The organism is Pseudomonas sp. 20-5, from assembly GCF_056782835.1.
The window spans coordinates 4,438,575-4,453,067 of the sequence record NZ_CM165584.1; the positions used below are offsets into that span (position 1 = coordinate 4,438,575).

The window sequence follows — 14,493 nt, forward strand, 5'->3', positions numbered from 1 at the left end:
GTGGTCGGGGCATTCTTCCAGCCCTCGGCGGCCTTGTGAACCCTGACATAAGAGGGGTTCGCCGCAAGCGGGCGGCGGTGAATGCGCGCTCATGAACCGGCTGAATCCTCGCGCGGCGGCGGAGGCTCGACGGCAGGCATGGACCTGGCCATCGCCGACAGTCGCGACAGGGCGGCAAGGTTGCTTCGGCGCACCGTGTCGACGAAGCCGGCGAACGGCAAGCCCGTGATCCCGACCAGGCCGATATGGCCGTTCTCGCCGTCCAGCAGACGCCCGCTGGCCGGTTGGTCGAGGTACTGGAACCAGTGGGCGCCGACGATATACGGACTCTTCAGCGCCGCCTCCAGGAACGTTCGGTAGGAGTCGCCGCGCGCCCGCTCATTGGCCGCCTCGCTGACACCACCCCAGAACGGACCGCGATCCCGCGAGCCGAAGTGGAACTCGCTGATCAGCACCGGCTTGTCCAGCCGCGCCAGCAGGGAGTCGTCCAGGCCCTGCCCGGGCAACGGCGTATAGAGGTTGAAACTGAGCAGGTCGCAATACCGGGCGCAGGAGGTGATCGCCTCGGGAGTGCTGACGGCGAAGCGGCCGCCGAGCAGGAGGTGGTTCGGTGCGTGCCATTGCAGGGCGTCGCGCAGGGTCTTGAAGTAAGCGTCGGCATACAGCCGGAGGAAGGCGCTGTAGTCCTCAGCGATGGCCGGATGCCCCTCGCCCGGCAGCGGAGCCGCGTAGCCCGGCGCCTCCAGGGCCTCCCAGGCGGCCAGCTCGATGCCCCAGGCCTCGGCCAATGCCTCATGGCCCAGGTACTTGGCTTTCAATTGCTTGACGAAGGCGCGCTTCGCCGGACTGTCCATGGACAGCGTCAAGGCTCCGAAAGCGAGGCCGTAGCGCGCCTGGGCCGAGCCGTCGCGCCCGGCCCAGGCCAGTTCGTTGTCGGCGTAGTAGCCGAGCAGCCAGGGATCGTCGCGGTGGTCGCGAGCAGCGATGGCGATGACGCGCTCGGCGGCCATGGCGAAGCGCGGGTCGAAGGGATCGGGCATGGCTCCCCACCAGTCGAAACCGCTGCTGACCGTGGCGTAGTCGCCGGCGATCGACAGCGGCAGGCTGTAGGGCATCCGCGCCTGTGCGGCGAGCGCCGGATCGCTCCAGTTGCCGAGGCTGTTGAAACCCCATGCCGAGAGGCGCTCCAGGGTGCGCTGGCGCCATTCGCCGGCGAGCTGGTCAGCACTCGCCTGGGGAGCGATGCGCTGGCGATTGGCACCGAGGAAATCGAACCAGCGGCCATGCCCGAAGCGCCGCCCGGCCTGCGCGGCGACGCCGCGGCGGTCGTCGCCCTCACCGAAGAATGCGGCCAGCGGCTCACCCTCCGCCGGCAGTTCGGCGAACATCGGCTCGCGTCCTTCGACGTAGGTCCGGCTGCCGTCGGCGGTCACCGCATTAACGCCCAGCGACCAGAACGGATGTCCTTCCGGAGTAACCAGCCACCAGCGCCCGCCACGTTTTTCCGTGCGGAAGAAACCGCTGGCTTCGAACACCGGCCCACCCAGCAGGCCGCCGAAACGGTCGCGCGCCGGTGTCTGCCGTTCCCAGTCGCGGAGCTGTGCGGCCTCGGCCGCATAGGCGCTGCGCAACTGTTCGTCGGAACGAATCTTTTCCGGCCAGTCGGCGCGGCTGTACTGGCCATAGCGATCGATCAGGCCGGTCAGGATGCTCCGCTCCACCGCCCTCCCTGTGCGTATGCCGAAACGTCCGAGCAGGATACTCTGGGGAGCTTGCGGCGAGCGCAGGGACAGGCTCAGCGCTCCGACCCTGGCGCGGTCCAGCGAGCCCTCCACGCGTGGCGCCAGCAGCACCCGCTGGCCTTCGACCATCTGTGGCATCGGCGGCCCCGCACGCATGCCCAGAGCCTCTGGCGAAACCGCCCGCAACGGCACCAGCAGGGTCTGCGGCGGGCCTGCCGGTAGCTCGATGGATGCCTGCAGCCCCGGCGCGCCCTGCTCGCCCTCGATCGCGACCTCCAGGGTCATGTCCCAGCTCATCGCGTTCTGGATGCGCAGGCTCACGTAGTCCGCTGCGGACCAGTCCCAACGGCCCAGCGCCGGACTCATGCGCAAGGTGGGCCGTTGCGCCGGGCTGAAGGTGACGCGACGGAGAATGTCGCCCTCCGGGGTGGCCTCCGCCGTCGCGCTGGGCAGGTCGGCATCCTCAAGGGTGATGCCGACCACGGCCATTGGCTTGACGAAGTTGAACAGTACCTGCTGGATGTCGCTCGCCACCAGCGGCGTGGCCACCGCGAGCAGGCCGAGAAGCAGGGGAAGATGCCAACGCGAACGGATCATGAAGCCTGTTTTCCTTAACTCCATCCCGGCCTGGGCAAATGCCGAGAATTCCTGATGCGGCTCGGACGTGAAGGCTGGCGCCCTCCCGCGCAGGCCAGCGCGTCAGGCGATTTCCCGGCGGAACGGCGGCAATGCATTGAGGATAGCCTTGCCGTAGCGCTGGGTGACCACGCGGCGGTCCAGCAGGGTGATGGTGCCGCGGTCCTGCTCGGTGCGCAGCAGCCGCCCGCAGGCCTGGACCAACCGCAGCGAGGCGTCTGGCACGGCGATCTCCATGAACGGATTGCCGCCGCGCGCCTCGATCCACTCGGCCAGCGCCGCCTCCACCGGGTCGTCGGGTACCGCGAAGGGAATCTTGGCGATCACCACGTGTTCGCAATAGGCCCCCGGCAGGTCCACGCCTTCGGCGAAACTGGCGAGGCCGAAGAGCACGCTGTCCTCGCCGTCGTCGACTCGCGACTTGTGCTTGTTCAGGGTTTCCTGCTTGGACAGGTTGCCCTGGATGAACACCCGCTTGCGCCAGTCGCGGTCGAGACCGTCGAAGACTTCCTGCATCTGCTTGCGCGAGGAGAACAGCACCAGGCTGCCGCGCGCGCCCTTCACCAGTTCCGGCAGCTCGCGAATGATCGCCGCGGTGTGCTCGGCGGCGTTGCGCGGATCCGCCTTGAGGTCGGGGACCCGCAATACCCCGGCCTCGGCATGGTGGAAGGGGCTCGGCACCACCGCGGTGACCGCGTTGCGCGGCAGGCCCGCGCGCATGCGGTAGCGGTCGAAGGTGCCCAACGCGGTCAGGGTCGCCGAGGTCACCAGCACGCCATAGGCGACGTTCCACAGGTTGCGGCGCAGGGTCTCGGCGGCGAGGATCGGGCTGGCGTTGGCTTCGATGTCGTAGAAGCTGCCGCTCTCGGCGAGGGTCAGCCAGCGCGCCATCGGCGGGCTGTCCTGCGGGTCCTCGCAGGTGAAGGCGGTCCACAGTTCCCAGTTGCCCTGGGCGCGCGCCAAAAGACTACCGAACAGCGGGTACCACTCCTCCGCCTGGTGGCTGGCGATGCCGCCGGCGCCTTCGCCGTCCATCGCCTCCTTGAGGATATCGGTGAGGCGGGTGAACAGGTCGGTCAGCTTGGAGAAGCCTTTCTTCAGCTCGATGCCCATCTCGCGGATATGCTCGGGGACCACCCCGCCGACGAAACGGTGACGCGGCCGCTCGCGACCTTCCATGTCCTCGCCGGCGCGGAAATCGCCGATCTCTTCGCAGGCGGTGAACATGAACTGCTGCTGGGTCTTGATCTCCCGGGCCAGCTCCGGCACCTGTTCGATCAGGCGGCCGAGGTCGCCCGGCAGCGGGTGCTGGGCGAGCAGCTTGGTGAGGTTCTTGGCGACCTGCTCCAGCCAGTCGGCGGTAGCGCGCAGGCGGGTGAAATGGGCGAAATGGCCAATCGCCTTGTCCGGCAGGTGATGGCCCTCGTCGAACACGTAGAGGGTCTCGCGCGGATCGGGCAGGATGGCGCCGCCGCCCAGGGCCAGGTCAGCCAGGACCAGGTCGTGGTTGGTGACGATCACGTCGACCTTGGTCATCCCTTCGCGCGCCTTGTAGAAGGCGCACTGCTGGAAGTTCGGGCAATGTCGGTTGGTGCACTGGCTGTGATCGGTGGTGAGCTGCGCCCAATGCGCGTCGTCGATCGCCTCCGGCCAGCTGTCGCGGTCGCCGTCCCAGCGGTTGCCGGCCAGGCGTTCGATCATCTGGTTGAACAGCTTGCTGCTGGTCTCGTCGACATCGATGTTGAAACCGTCGTCGGCGAACAGTTGCGCCGTCGCGCTCTGCGCCTGGCCTTCCTGCAGCAGCACGTCGAGCTTGGACAGGCACAGGTAGCGCCCGCGGCCCTTGGCCAGGGCGAAGCTGAAGGCCAGCCCGCTGTTGCGCAGCAGGTCGGGAAGATCCTTGTGGACGATCTGCTCCTGCAGGGCGACGGTCGCGGTGGCTATCACAAGGCGCTTGCCACTGGCCTTGGCGCAGGCGATCGCCGCCAGGCTGTAGGCCACGGTCTTGCCGGTACCGGTTCCGGCCTCCACCGCGACCACCGCCGGCTCGCCCTCGCGGTGCCCCTCCTCGTCCTCCTTGATCGCGCCGAGGGCCTTGGCCACTTCGGCGATCATCAGGCGCTGGCCATAGCGAGGCTTCAGCTCCTTGGCTTCGAGAAAGCGGGTGTAGGCACCCTGGATCTGGGACTTGAGTTCGGCGCTGAGCATGGAATTCCTGGGCCCGGCGCGCAGCGGAAGACGAATCCGCCGGCGCGCCATAGCTGGATAAATTTTCAGTGGTTCGACAGGGCGGCTATGATAACGCGCTTCGTCACAACCGCCAGCGGAGATCGCCGAATGACCCCCTACGCCCTCGTCTACGCCCTGCATGTCCTGGCCGCCCTGGTCTGGGTCGGAGGCATGTTCTTCGCCTGGACGATTCTTCGTCCGGCGGCCGTCGCCGCGCTGGAGGCCCCAGCCCGCCTGGGCCTGTGGCTGGAGGTGTTCCGCCGTTTCTTCCATTGGGTCTGGGCTGCGGTGATCCTGCTGCCGATCAGCGGCGTCGGCATGCTGCACCTGAGCTTCAACGGTTTCGCCGGCGCGCCGCGCTACGTACAGGTAATGATGGGGCTCTACGTCGCCATGCTGGCACTGTTCCTGCGGGTGCAGGCGCTGCAAGTGCCGGAACTGCGCCGCGCGGTGCAGGCCCAGGACTGGCCGGCAGGCGGGCAGGCGCTGGGGAAGATCCGCCGCACCGTCGGCTTCAACCTGCTCCTCGGCCTGTTGCTGATAGCCCTGGTAGCGGCACGCCCGAGCCTCTGAACCGGCGAGGCGCCGGAAGCCGTGCTGCCGGCCTCTCCTCAGAAGCGCACGACGTCCAGGCTGCCGTCGCTGCCGTTGGTGCCGTTCGCGCCGTCCTCTCCGCTGCGCCCCGCACGACCGGCATCCACCGAGTAGATCCAGCAACCGGTGGCGTTATCCGCCGCACCCGGTTTGCCGGCCTTGCCTCCAGCGCCGCCGACGCCGCCTTGCAGACGGGTTTGCAAGCGCTCCAGAGGAAAATCGCCCGGCACTTCCAGACGAATCCGACCGCCCGCCCCGCCCGGACCGCCGTCGCTTCCGGATTGGCCGTCGCCACCTTTCAGCGCGCTGCCCCAGAGGCAGCCGGAGGCCTTGCCGGAAGCCCCGTCCAGGCCATCGTAGCCTGGAGCGCCGACGCCACCGCGGGCGTCCAGCAGCAGGCTTTCCACCTCCACCGCCTGCAGGCGCAAGGTCAGGTCGCGGCCGTTACCGGCGCTTTGCCGGAAGGTGCCGGTCGCGCCGGGCGCGGAAATGATGCTGCCATCGGCCAGGCGGCCGCTGACGACTTCGATGCTGATTCGCTCCTCGCCTGGCGCCACGCCGATCCGGGCGTTCTTCGCCATGTGCAGTTCCTCGATGCGCAGGACGCTGACCTCCAGCGGAATCAGCAGGGCGGCATCCTCGCCGATCTCCACTCTGCGCAGGCGCAGCTCCTGGGCCCGCTTGGGCAGGCGCATCACCGAGTTCGCCTGCACCTTCACGGTTCCGCCGATACCCTGCTGGCGTGCCGGCGGCGCCTCGGCCGAAAACGCGGCGCCAGCCCAGGCCAGGGGAACGACCAGGAACAATCCGAGCATGGCCTTACGCATGATCGTCCTCCTTGTCCTGCGGTAACTCGCTGGCCGGGCTCAACGCCGGCAACGCAAGCATGTGGAAGACCCCGAACAGCAAGACCTGGAGACGATCCAGCCAGGGATGCGCGCGCGCTTTCAGGCGTCCTCCGAGGACGAGAATCTCGATCAGGTGGATCAACAGGATCAGGCCGCCGGCTATCGACAACAGCCAGTTCAGCGGATAGGCGAACGGATGCAGCAGATTGACCAGCACCGCGCCCCAGAATACCAGGGTCACGAGCTTGCCCAGCCCGAGAAACGCTTTCATGGAACTCCCCCCAAGACATCGTGTGCGGGGGAACATACTCGCCAGCCCGCCGCGGCGCCAGCCATGAACGAAAACGGGGGCTTCGACGCCCCCGTTCTGCTCCGCGCCGCCTGCGTCATTCGCGCTTGATGAGGATTTCCACCCGGCGATTCTCGGCCCGCCCTTCGCGAGTCTTGTTGTCGGCGACCGGCTGGCTTTCGCCCAATCCCTGCACGCCGACGATGATGCTCGAAGGCACCCCGGCATCAATCAGATAGTTCGCAACGGCATTCGCGCGCCGTTCCGACAGCTTCTGGTTGTAGGCATCGGAACCGACGCTGTCGGTATGCCCGGTGATACTCAGGCGCGTACTGGCCGCCTCGCCTTTCAGGCGTTCGGCGATGCCGTTGAGCTTCTCGCTGTCGGCGGCGTCCACCTTCGACGAATCGAAGGCGAAGTGCAGGTCGCGCACGACAATGGTTTCTTCCTTGACGACGGGAGGCGGCGGCGCGACTTCCTCGACCGGCTGCGGAGGCGGCGGCGCGACCTGTTCGCCGGCACCGTGCACCCAGCAATAGGCGGCACCGACGCCACCGCCGATCAGGGCGCCCCAGCCGGCCCAGCTGCTGCTTTCGATCGCGCCCAGGCCGGCGCCGGTAACACCACCGACCGCCGCACAGGTCGGCCAGTCGCTTTTCTGCAACCCTGCGCAACCGGTCAGCAAGCCGCTGACCAGAATCAGGGGTAAAGCGGTCCTCGTGATGCTCATTGGAACTCTCCTCGTGGATCGGTTGTAACCGACAAATAGGGAGTAAAGACCCCAGCCGAAAAAAGCGCCAGCACTAGGCCATGCAGGCGCTTCAGGCTAGTCTTGGCGAATCCCAGGAGAGTGTTTTCCCATGAGCGAACCGATTTCTCCCCGCACCCCGCAGCAGGCCCTGGCCGCGTTGCTCGCCCGCTACGCGCCGAAGCGCTTGCTGCTGGTCGGCGCCAGCCGGCTGCCGGCGGTGGAGGCCTTCATCCACAACCATCCCCAGTGCCAACTGGCGCACAGCCCGGCGGCGGCATTGCCCGCCGAACTGGCCGGCCAGCGCTTCGACCTGGCGCTGTTCGTCGATTGCCTGGAACACCTGCCGCAGCGCACCGGTCTGCAGTTGCTCGCGGGCGTGCGCAACCTGAACGCCAGCCGGGTCGCCGTACTGGTCGACCTCGAGGCCAGCAACTGGCAGGAAACCGACTTCTTCGCCCTCGCCATGCAGAACAGCGAACGCTTCCAGCGCGAAGGCCAGACGCTGACCCTGTACACCTACGACCTGCACGAATACAAGCAGGTCCCCGATTGGCTGAACGCCAAGTTCTGGGCCAACCCGGAAAACTTCGGCAAGTACTGGTGGTAACCATGACCCAACCCTCCTGCCCCTGCGGCAGCGGCGACCCGCTCGACGATTGCTGCGGCCGCTATCACCAGGGACATCCCGCGCCTACCGCGGAAGCCCTGATGCGCTCGCGCTACAGCGCCTACGCCCTCGGACTGGTGGACTATCTGCGCGACACCACGCTGCCGGCGCAACAGGCCGGCCTCGATCTCGACGGCATCCGCGCCTGGAGCCACGGCAGCACCTGGCTCGGTCTGGAGGTGGAAAACCACGAGGTGCTCGGCGGCCAGCCGGAGCATGCGCGAGTCACCTTCGTCGCGCGCTGGCACGACGCCGACGGGGAACATGCCCATCGCGAATGTTCCGGCTTCGTCCAGCGCAACGGTCGCTGGTACTTCCTCGATCCGACCGTGGCCCTGAAACTCGGCCGCAACGATCCCTGCCCCTGCGGCGCCGGCGGCAAGCTGAAGAAATGCTGCGGTCCGTGGATCACCTGATGCATTCGCTCGCCAGCTATATCCGCGCCATCCATGCCCTGCCCTCGCCGGTCTCGATAAGCGATGCGCAGGTCGAAGAGCAACAGCGCTGCGAGGACGGCGTCGAGATCCACAGCTGCGAAGCGCTCTACCGTTTCGACAACGGCGTGCGCCTGCGCCAGCACTGCGAGCGCGACCTCCTGCCGAGCAGCGGGGCCTGCGAGGAATGCTGGATCGGCTACGAAGTGCTGGATTCCGCCGGGCAGGAAATCAGCCCACGCTACAAGCACTTCGTCAACGCCTGCCAGGAACGCTTCTGGTTGCGCATGCACGCCTGAGATGCTGCGCCAGGCTGCGCGGTTTGGGCGTTGACGAGCGCTCGGGTAGAATGCGCAGCCTTTTCATCCGGGCCCCATCCCCATGCTGCTGACCGTGCTCTACATCATCGCCATCACCGCCGAAGCCATGACCGGTGCGCTGTCGGCCGGCCGGCGCAGCATGGACCTGTTCGGCGTGGTGCTGATCGCCTGCGTCACCGCCCTGGGCGGCGGCTCGGTACGCGACATGCTGCTGGGCCATTACCCGCTGACCTGGGTCCGTCACCCGGAATACCTGGCGCTGACCGCAGTCGCCGCGCTGGTGACAGTGTTCATCGCGCCGCTGATGCGCCACCTGCGCTCGCTGTTCCTGGTACTCGACGCGGTTGGCCTGGTGGCCTTCACCCTGATCGGCTGCCAGGTCAGCCTGGAAATGGGCCACAGCCTGCTGATCGCGGCGATCAGCGGGGTGATCACCGGGGTGTTCGGCGGCATTCTCCGCGACATCCTGTGCAACGACGTACCCTTGATATTCCGCCGCGAACTCTATGCCAGCGTGTCCTTCGCCAGCGCCTGGTGCTACCTGATCTGCGTGGAGCTGGAACTGCCTTCCGAGCAGGCGATGCTGATCACCCTGTTCAGCGGCTTCCTGTTCCGCCTGCTGGCCATCCGCTTCCACTGGGAAATGCCCAAGTTCGTCTACCAGGACGATTTCGACCACTGAAGCAAGCGCCTGCCCCCTGGCCGACGCGTTCCTCCAACCCCTCGCCAGTCCCCGATGCCACGGCCTCGCGACGCGGTTATCCGCCCCACGCCCTGGCTTGTCGCAGGCCACTGCCCGCCTCAGTCCTGCAGGCGCAGGTGGCTGGTGTCCGGAGCCGGAGCCGCTGGCTCGGAGCGTGCCTGGCCCATGTCGCTACCGACCGGGGCGACGCTGAAGCGGCTCAGGTCGAGTTTCGGCGCCTCGGCTTCGGCCTTGGCGTCCTGTAGGTCGGCGCCTACCGGAGCCAGGCCGAAATCCGGCGCATCGACCTCGGCGAACGCCGCCATGTAGCCGTCCCGCGGCGCTACCTGCAAGCGTCCGGCGGGCGCGCTGGTACCAGTAGCGGCGCGGGTCTGCGGGGCCTCCACGGGAGTCGTCTGCGCAGGCGGCGGCGCCATGACCACCTCCTCGACCTCCATCTCGGCGACCACGGCGATCGCTCCCGCTCGCTCCAGCACGCTGCGGTATTTTTCCGCGGAGGCGGCATCGAGGTTGTTCTTGATCACCACCCGGCGGCCGGAGAACAGCAGTTCGATACGCTGCGCGTCGGCCTGGAACAGCTTGGCCAGGTTGGCCTTGACCACCTCGGGACGGGCGCCGGCGACCAACTGGCCGGAAAAGGCGATTTCAAAGCGGCTCATTGGCATCTCTCCGAGTGAAGGGCCGCTCGGCATGGCGGCCCTGGCGTTTCGTCGAGCGATTGTACCCATCGACAGCCACGCGTGGAGTGACTGGGTCCGGCAAATCGGCCGGCGGGTCCGTTCAGGTTAGCCGAGCCGGTCACGCCAGCCGACGGGAAGACTTGCACGGGCGTACGCGCTTCTCCATGCTCCCCCGACTGCGCTATGGGAAACATATGGACACAGGCCTGTACCTGAAACATCTTTCCTCTACACAACAATAAGTTGCAGCACAATCACTGCTTGTTAAACTGGGGCGTCTCGGGGGGAATAGCATGAATTACCAGGCGCAAATGATAAGAATTATCAGCCTAATAATGGCGTGGGGAGTTCTCTCCCATCTCTCGGGCTGCAGCTGGATGACCGGCAGCTTCGAAGACCCCGACGTCAAGCTGCTGAAGGTGGAAGTGGTCAAGGCACGCTTGCTGGAACAGGAGTTCGTGATGCGCTTCCGCATCGACAACCCCAACGATTTCAGCCTGCCGGTACGCGGCCTGCAGTACGCCGTGCAACTGAACGACATCCAGCTCGCAGAAGGCGAGTCCGGCCAGTGGTTCACGGTTCCCGCCCACGGCCACGAGGTATTCGACGTGCCGGTGCGAACCAATCTCTGGCGCCACATGAAATACATCGTCAAGCTCCTCGAGCGTCCCGAGGAGCCGATCCGCTACCGCCTGCAAGGCGAAGTGAAGACCGGACTGATGTTCGGCCGCAGCGTGCACCTGAGACGAAATGGCGAGATAATTCCCGGCGATTTCATCCCAGAATAGGTCCACCATGAGTCAGGAACCCCACGTACACGGCCCGAACTGCAACCACGACCACGATCATCATCACGATCATGGCCATGGTCATGTCCATGGTCCGCACTGCAACCACAGCCACGAGCCGGTGCGCAATCCGCTCAAGGCCGTAGGCCGCAACGATCCCTGCCCCTGCGGCAGCGAGAAGAAATTCAAGAAGTGCCACGGCGCCTGACCCTTCGCACGCGCCGGCATCCGAAGGCCCGCTGAGCAGCGGGCCTTTTCGTTGGCGCGCCACCAGCCCCGCCGGGGCGTCATGCGCGACAGCGGTTTGCATCGAACCTAGGTTCCTGGCGTAGAGTCTTCCGTTCGTAGCCCATCGACGAGCCGGAGACGCACCGATGATCGACCTGTACTACTGGACCACCCCGAACGGCCACAAGATTACTCTTTTCCTGGAAGAAACCGGCCTGCCCTACGCCATCCATCCGATCAACATCAGCCAGGGCGACCAGTTCCAGGCGGATTTCCTGAAGGTGTCGCCGAACAACAAGATTCCCGCCATCGTCGATCGCCAACCGGCCGACGGCGGCGCTCCCCTGTCGCTGTTCGAGTCCGGCGCCATCCTGCTCTATCTCGCGGAAAAGACCGGACGCTTCCTCGCCAAGGACCTGCGCGCGCGCCAGGAAACCCTGCAGTGGCTGTTCTGGCAGATGGGCGGGCTGGGGCCGATGGCAGGGCAGAACCACCATTTCAACCGCTTCGCCCCGGAGAAGATTCCCTACGCCATCGACCGGTACGTCAAGGAAACCGCGCGCCTGTACGGCGTTCTCGACCAGCGCCTGGCGGACCGCGCCTTCGTCGCCGGCGACGACTACAGCATCGCCGACATGGCCATCTATCCGTGGATCGTCCCGCACCAGTGGCAGGAGCAGGATCTCGCCGACTTTCCGCACCTGCAGCGCTGGTTCGAGAGCATTCGCCAGCGTCCGGCGACGCAACGCGCCTATGCTTTGGTGGAGCGCATCAATCCGCCGAAGTAGCGAGTCCCGAGCCGGCCTGCGGACGTCCTCGCGGACGACCGCAGGCGGAGCTTGCGCAGCCCTGCGCTCCTCACTAACGTAGCGCCTCTCGACGCGACCACTCCCGCAGGAGCCCCCACCCCATGGCCTCGCCAGCCTTCATGCGTTTTCTTCCCCGTTGCGGCGCCGCCGCGGCCTTCGGCACCCTCCTGGGCCTGGCCGGTTGCCAGTCCTGGCTCGACGATCGCTACGCCGACAGCCTGCCGCCGACCTCCGGCGTGCAACCGATCAAGGGCCTGGCGCAAAACGTATCGATCCGGCGCAACGCGCTGGGCATGCCACTGATCGAAACCGGCACCTTCCATGACGCGTTGTTCGCCCTGGGCTACGTACACGCCTCCGACCGCCTGAGCCAGATGGTCAGCCTGCGCCTGCTGGCCCAGGGACGGCTGGCCGAGATGGTCGGCCCCGGCGCGCTGGAGATCGACCGTTTCATGCGTACCGTGAACCTGCGCCAGGCCGCGGAGATCCAGTACAGGAACGCCTCGCCGCGCCTGCAACGCTTCTTCGAGGTCTACGCGCGCGGGGTCAACGCCTACCTGTATCGCTATCGCGACAAGCTGCCGATGGACCTGGCCCAGTCCGGCTACCGTCCGGAATACTGGAAGCCCGAGGACTCGGCCCTGGTCTTCGCCCTGCTCAACTTCGGCCTGGCGGTGAACCTACAGGAAGAAATCGCCTCGCTGACGCTCGCGCAGAAGGTCGGCAGCGACAAGCTGGCCTGGCTGACGCCGACCTACCCCGACGAAAACCTGCCGTTCGACGAGGCGGAAAAGCTCAAGGGCCTGCGCCTGGACGGGCAGGTTCCCGGCCTCGCGGGCGTCGAGGGCGCGGCGCGGCAGGTCGCAGCGCTGAGCATGCTCGGGGTCGCCGCCTCGAACAACTGGGCTATCGCGCCGCAACGCAGCCGCAGCGGCAAGAGCCTGATGGCCAACGACACCCACCTGCCGCTGAGCATGCCGTCGGTGTGGAACTACGTGCAGATCCGCTCGCCCAAGTACCAGGCCGCGGGCGTTTCCATCGCCGGTCTGCCGGGCGTGGTGGCGGGCTTCAACGGCAAGCTGGCCTGGGGCATGACCATGGTCCTGGGCGACAACCAGGATCTCTACCTGGAACAGTTGCGACGCCAGGGCAACCGGCTCTATTACCTGGCCGACGGCAAGTGGCAGCCAACCCGCGAACGCCAGGAAACCTTCTTCATCAAGGGCCAGCGGCCGATCCGCGAGGTCATCCACGAAACCCGCCATGGCCCGCTGCTCAACAGCGCCCTGGGCGAGCGCAAGAACATCCTCCAGCCGCTGCCGCTGAAGAGCGGCTACGGACTGGCCTACCGGAGCATCCAGCAGGAAGCCGACAAGACCCTGGACGGCTTCTTCGACCTGTCGCGGGCCAAGACCATCGAGCAGGCCTTCGACGCCACCCGCGAGATTCGCGCGATGCCGCTGAACATCGTGTTCGCCGACGAAAAGCACATCGGCTGGCAGGTCACCGGACGCTATCCGAACCGCAAGGAGGGTCGCGGCCTGCTGCCCTCCCCTGGCTGGGACGGCCGCTACGACTGGGATGGCTATGCCGACCCGATCCTCCACCCCTCCGACCAGGACCCGCAGCAGGGCTGGCTGGGTACCGCCAACCACCGCACCGTGCAGCCCGGCTACGGCGCCCAGTTGTCCAATTCCTGGTACTACCCGGAGCGCGCCGAGCGCATCGCCCAGCTCGCCGGTGCCAGCAAGAGCCACGACACCCAGAGCATGATCCGCATGCAGTACGACCAGACCTCGCTGTTCGTCGCCAAGCTGCAAGCCATGTTCGACAATCCCGGCATGGCGGCGCCGCTGCGCCAGGCCATCGACGCCTTGCCGGAGGCGCAACGCAGCCGGGCGCGGGAGGCCTACGACCGGCTGATGGCGTTCGACGGCAAGCTGACAGCCAGCTCCAGCGACGCCGCGCTGTACGGCGCCTTCCTCCACGAGAGCGCCAGGCAGATATTCCTCGACGAGCTAGGACCGGAGGACGGCCCTGCCTGGAAAGCCTTCGTCGAGACCGCCAACCTCTCCTACTCGGCGCAAGCCGACCACCTGCTCGGGCGCGACGACAGTCCGTTCTGGGACGATACCCGCACTCCGCAGAAGGAGGACAAGCCGGCAATCCTCGCGCGCAGCCTCGCCGCCGCCGTGGAGTTCTGCGAACAGCGACTGGGGAGCGAGCGCAAGGCCTGGCAATGGGGCAAGCTGCACACCTACGAATGGCGGAGCGACAGCTCGAAAATGGCCCCCTACCTGGGCGCCGGCGAGCGCGCCGGACTCGGCGCGATCAAGGGCTATCTCGATCGCGGGCCCTATCCGGCCGGCGGCGACCACACCACGCTGGACGTATCGGCCTACGGCTGGGGCCAGGACTTCGACACTTGGCTGATCCCGGCGATGCGGCTGATCGTCGACTTCGGCCAGAGCGAACCGATGATCGGCGTGAACAGCAGCGGCCAATCCGGCAATCCGGCCAGCCCGCACTACGCCGACGGTATCGACGCCTGGCTCAAGGGGCGCTACGTCAGCTTCCCGTTCCAGCCACAGAACCTCGATCGCGTTTACGGCAACAAGCGGCTGACGCTCACTCCCGCTCGCTGAACGGACGGCGCGGAACTTTCCTCCGCGCCGTGGCTCTGAACAGCCGACTTACTCCATGATCATCTTCAGGGCGTCCTTCCGGACGCCCTTCTTTTATCCCCCTCCCGGAAAGCCTCCGTTTTCTCGAAAG

15 protein-coding genes are annotated in these 14,493 nt (G+C 66.7%); 9 read left to right on the top strand and 6 right to left on the bottom strand.

From position 1 onward, the window contains the following. Window positions 1-89: 89 nt before the first annotated feature. Both AC1RB9_RS20425 and dinG read right to left on the bottom strand, forming a co-directional pair. Window positions 90-2,363, bottom strand: coding sequence for a beta-agarase (locus AC1RB9_RS20425; protein WP_050585141.1), 2,274 nt, complete (start codon window positions 2,361-2,363; stop codon window positions 90-92). Between the two features lie 78 nt (window positions 2,364-2,441). Then, window positions 2,442-4,586 carry an ATP-dependent DNA helicase DinG gene (gene dinG, locus AC1RB9_RS20430; RefSeq protein WP_003449010.1) on the bottom strand — a complete coding sequence of 715 codons (2,145 nt, stop codon included), beginning with the start codon at window positions 4,584-4,586 and terminating at the stop codon, window positions 2,442-2,444. 129 nt (window positions 4,587-4,715) lie between these two features. Between dinG and AC1RB9_RS20435 the strand changes: the two genes are divergently transcribed. Continuing rightward, window positions 4,716-5,180 (top strand): CopD family protein, encoded by a 465-nt coding sequence (locus AC1RB9_RS20435; protein WP_003082024.1) that lies wholly within the window; start codon window positions 4,716-4,718, stop codon window positions 5,178-5,180. A 38-nt stretch (window positions 5,181-5,218) separates the two neighbouring features. Here AC1RB9_RS20435 and AC1RB9_RS20440 read toward each other — a convergent pair whose 3' ends face one another. The 3 genes from AC1RB9_RS20440 to AC1RB9_RS20450 all read right to left on the bottom strand — a co-directional run bounded on the left by AC1RB9_RS20440 (window position 5,219) and on the right by AC1RB9_RS20450 (window position 7,068). Beyond that, on the bottom strand, window positions 5,219-6,028 hold the full coding sequence (locus tag AC1RB9_RS20440; protein ID WP_003082021.1) for a hypothetical protein: 810 nt from the start codon (window positions 6,026-6,028) through the stop codon (window positions 5,219-5,221). Further along, window positions 6,021-6,320, bottom strand: a complete 300-nt coding sequence (locus AC1RB9_RS20445; protein ID WP_003082018.1) for a DUF1145 domain-containing protein — start codon at window positions 6,318-6,320, stop codon at window positions 6,021-6,023. Before AC1RB9_RS20445 ends, AC1RB9_RS20440 begins: the two co-directional genes overlap by 8 nt. 115 nt (window positions 6,321-6,435) lie before the next feature. Continuing rightward, window positions 6,436-7,068: an OmpA family protein gene (locus AC1RB9_RS20450; RefSeq protein ID WP_003082015.1), complete on the bottom strand. Its 633-nt coding sequence runs from the start codon at window positions 7,066-7,068 to the stop codon at window positions 6,436-6,438. A gap of 130 nt (window positions 7,069-7,198) precedes the next feature. Between AC1RB9_RS20450 and AC1RB9_RS20455 the strand changes: the two genes are divergently transcribed. The 4 genes from AC1RB9_RS20455 to AC1RB9_RS20470 all read left to right on the top strand — a co-directional run bounded on the left by AC1RB9_RS20455 (window position 7,199) and on the right by AC1RB9_RS20470 (window position 9,192). Continuing rightward, a complete protein-coding gene (locus tag AC1RB9_RS20455) occupies window positions 7,199-7,696 on the top strand; it encodes a DUF6231 family protein (protein ID WP_003082006.1) in 498 nt (165 codons plus the stop codon). 2 nt (window positions 7,697-7,698) lie between these two features. Then, window positions 7,699-8,172 carry a YchJ family protein gene (locus tag AC1RB9_RS20460; protein WP_003082003.1) on the top strand — a complete coding sequence of 158 codons (474 nt, stop codon included), beginning with the start codon at window positions 7,699-7,701 and terminating at the stop codon, window positions 8,170-8,172. Then, window positions 8,172-8,489, top strand: coding sequence for a hypothetical protein (locus tag AC1RB9_RS20465; protein WP_003082000.1), 318 nt, complete (start codon window positions 8,172-8,174; stop codon window positions 8,487-8,489). The genes AC1RB9_RS20460 and AC1RB9_RS20465 overlap by 1 nt, the downstream gene beginning before the upstream one ends. A gap of 82 nt (window positions 8,490-8,571) precedes the next feature. Continuing rightward, the gene (locus tag AC1RB9_RS20470) at window positions 8,572-9,192 is read left to right on the top strand and encodes a trimeric intracellular cation channel family protein (protein ID WP_003081997.1); all 621 of its coding nucleotides are present in this window, start codon (window positions 8,572-8,574) and stop codon (window positions 9,190-9,192) included. Between the two features lie 119 nt (window positions 9,193-9,311). Here the strand turns inward: AC1RB9_RS20470 and AC1RB9_RS20475 are convergent, their stop codons facing one another. Next, window positions 9,312-9,872, bottom strand: coding sequence for a hypothetical protein (locus tag AC1RB9_RS20475; protein WP_003081987.1), 561 nt, complete (start codon window positions 9,870-9,872; stop codon window positions 9,312-9,314). Window positions 9,873-10,186: 314 nt separating this feature from the next. Between AC1RB9_RS20475 and AC1RB9_RS20480 the strand changes: the two genes are divergently transcribed. From AC1RB9_RS20480 to quiP, 4 genes are all read left to right on the top strand, one after another. Beyond that, window positions 10,187-10,681: an LEA/WHy family protein gene (locus AC1RB9_RS20480; RefSeq protein WP_003081986.1), complete on the top strand. Its 495-nt coding sequence runs from the start codon at window positions 10,187-10,189 to the stop codon at window positions 10,679-10,681. A gap of 7 nt (window positions 10,682-10,688) precedes the next feature. Next, window positions 10,689-10,889, top strand: coding sequence for an SEC-C metal-binding domain-containing protein (locus AC1RB9_RS20485; RefSeq protein ID WP_003081984.1), 201 nt, complete (start codon window positions 10,689-10,691; stop codon window positions 10,887-10,889). Window positions 10,890-11,055: 166 nt separating this feature from the next. After that, window positions 11,056-11,697, top strand: coding sequence for a glutathione binding-like protein (locus AC1RB9_RS20490; protein ID WP_003112525.1), 642 nt, complete (start codon window positions 11,056-11,058; stop codon window positions 11,695-11,697). 122 nt (window positions 11,698-11,819) lie between these two features. Continuing rightward, window positions 11,820-14,363 (top strand): acyl-homoserine-lactone acylase QuiP, encoded by a 2,544-nt coding sequence (gene quiP / locus AC1RB9_RS20495; RefSeq protein ID WP_003140632.1) that lies wholly within the window; start codon window positions 11,820-11,822, stop codon window positions 14,361-14,363. Window positions 14,364-14,493: the final 130 nt, after the last annotated feature.

What these genes read in the sequence shown, in the direction of transcription:
- AC1RB9_RS20445 (WP_003082018.1), bottom strand. Translation starts at nt 6,320, where the DNA reads ATGAAAGCGTTTCTCGGGCTGGGCAAGCTCGTGACCCTGGTATTCTGG.
- AC1RB9_RS20475 (WP_003081987.1), bottom strand. Translation starts at nt 9,872, where the DNA reads ATGAGCCGCTTTGAAATCGCCTTTTCCGGCCAGTTGGTCGCCGGCGCC.
- AC1RB9_RS20460 (WP_003082003.1), top strand. Translation starts at nt 7,699, where the DNA reads ATGACCCAACCCTCCTGCCCCTGCGGCAGCGGCGACCCGCTCGACGAT.
- AC1RB9_RS20490 (WP_003112525.1), top strand. Translation starts at nt 11,056, where the DNA reads ATGATCGACCTGTACTACTGGACCACCCCGAACGGCCACAAGATTACT.
- AC1RB9_RS20435 (WP_003082024.1), top strand. Translation starts at nt 4,716, where the DNA reads ATGACCCCCTACGCCCTCGTCTACGCCCTGCATGTCCTGGCCGCCCTG.
- AC1RB9_RS20485 (WP_003081984.1), top strand. Translation starts at nt 10,689, where the DNA reads ATGAGTCAGGAACCCCACGTACACGGCCCGAACTGCAACCACGACCAC.
- AC1RB9_RS20465 (WP_003082000.1), top strand. Translation starts at nt 8,172, where the DNA reads ATGCATTCGCTCGCCAGCTATATCCGCGCCATCCATGCCCTGCCCTCG.
- dinG (WP_003449010.1), bottom strand. Translation starts at nt 4,586, where the DNA reads ATGCTCAGCGCCGAACTCAAGTCCCAGATCCAGGGTGCCTACACCCGC.
- AC1RB9_RS20480 (WP_003081986.1), top strand. Translation starts at nt 10,187, where the DNA reads ATGAATTACCAGGCGCAAATGATAAGAATTATCAGCCTAATAATGGCG.
- AC1RB9_RS20470 (WP_003081997.1), top strand. Translation starts at nt 8,572, where the DNA reads ATGCTGCTGACCGTGCTCTACATCATCGCCATCACCGCCGAAGCCATG.
- AC1RB9_RS20425 (WP_050585141.1), bottom strand. Translation starts at nt 2,363, where the DNA reads ATGGAGTTAAGGAAAACAGGCTTCATGATCCGTTCGCGTTGGCATCTT.
- AC1RB9_RS20440 (WP_003082021.1), bottom strand. Translation starts at nt 6,028, where the DNA reads ATGCGTAAGGCCATGCTCGGATTGTTCCTGGTCGTTCCCCTGGCCTGG.
- AC1RB9_RS20450 (WP_003082015.1), bottom strand. Translation starts at nt 7,068, where the DNA reads ATGAGCATCACGAGGACCGCTTTACCCCTGATTCTGGTCAGCGGCTTG.
- AC1RB9_RS20455 (WP_003082006.1), top strand. Translation starts at nt 7,199, where the DNA reads ATGAGCGAACCGATTTCTCCCCGCACCCCGCAGCAGGCCCTGGCCGCG.
- quiP (WP_003140632.1), top strand. Translation starts at nt 11,820, where the DNA reads ATGGCCTCGCCAGCCTTCATGCGTTTTCTTCCCCGTTGCGGCGCCGCC.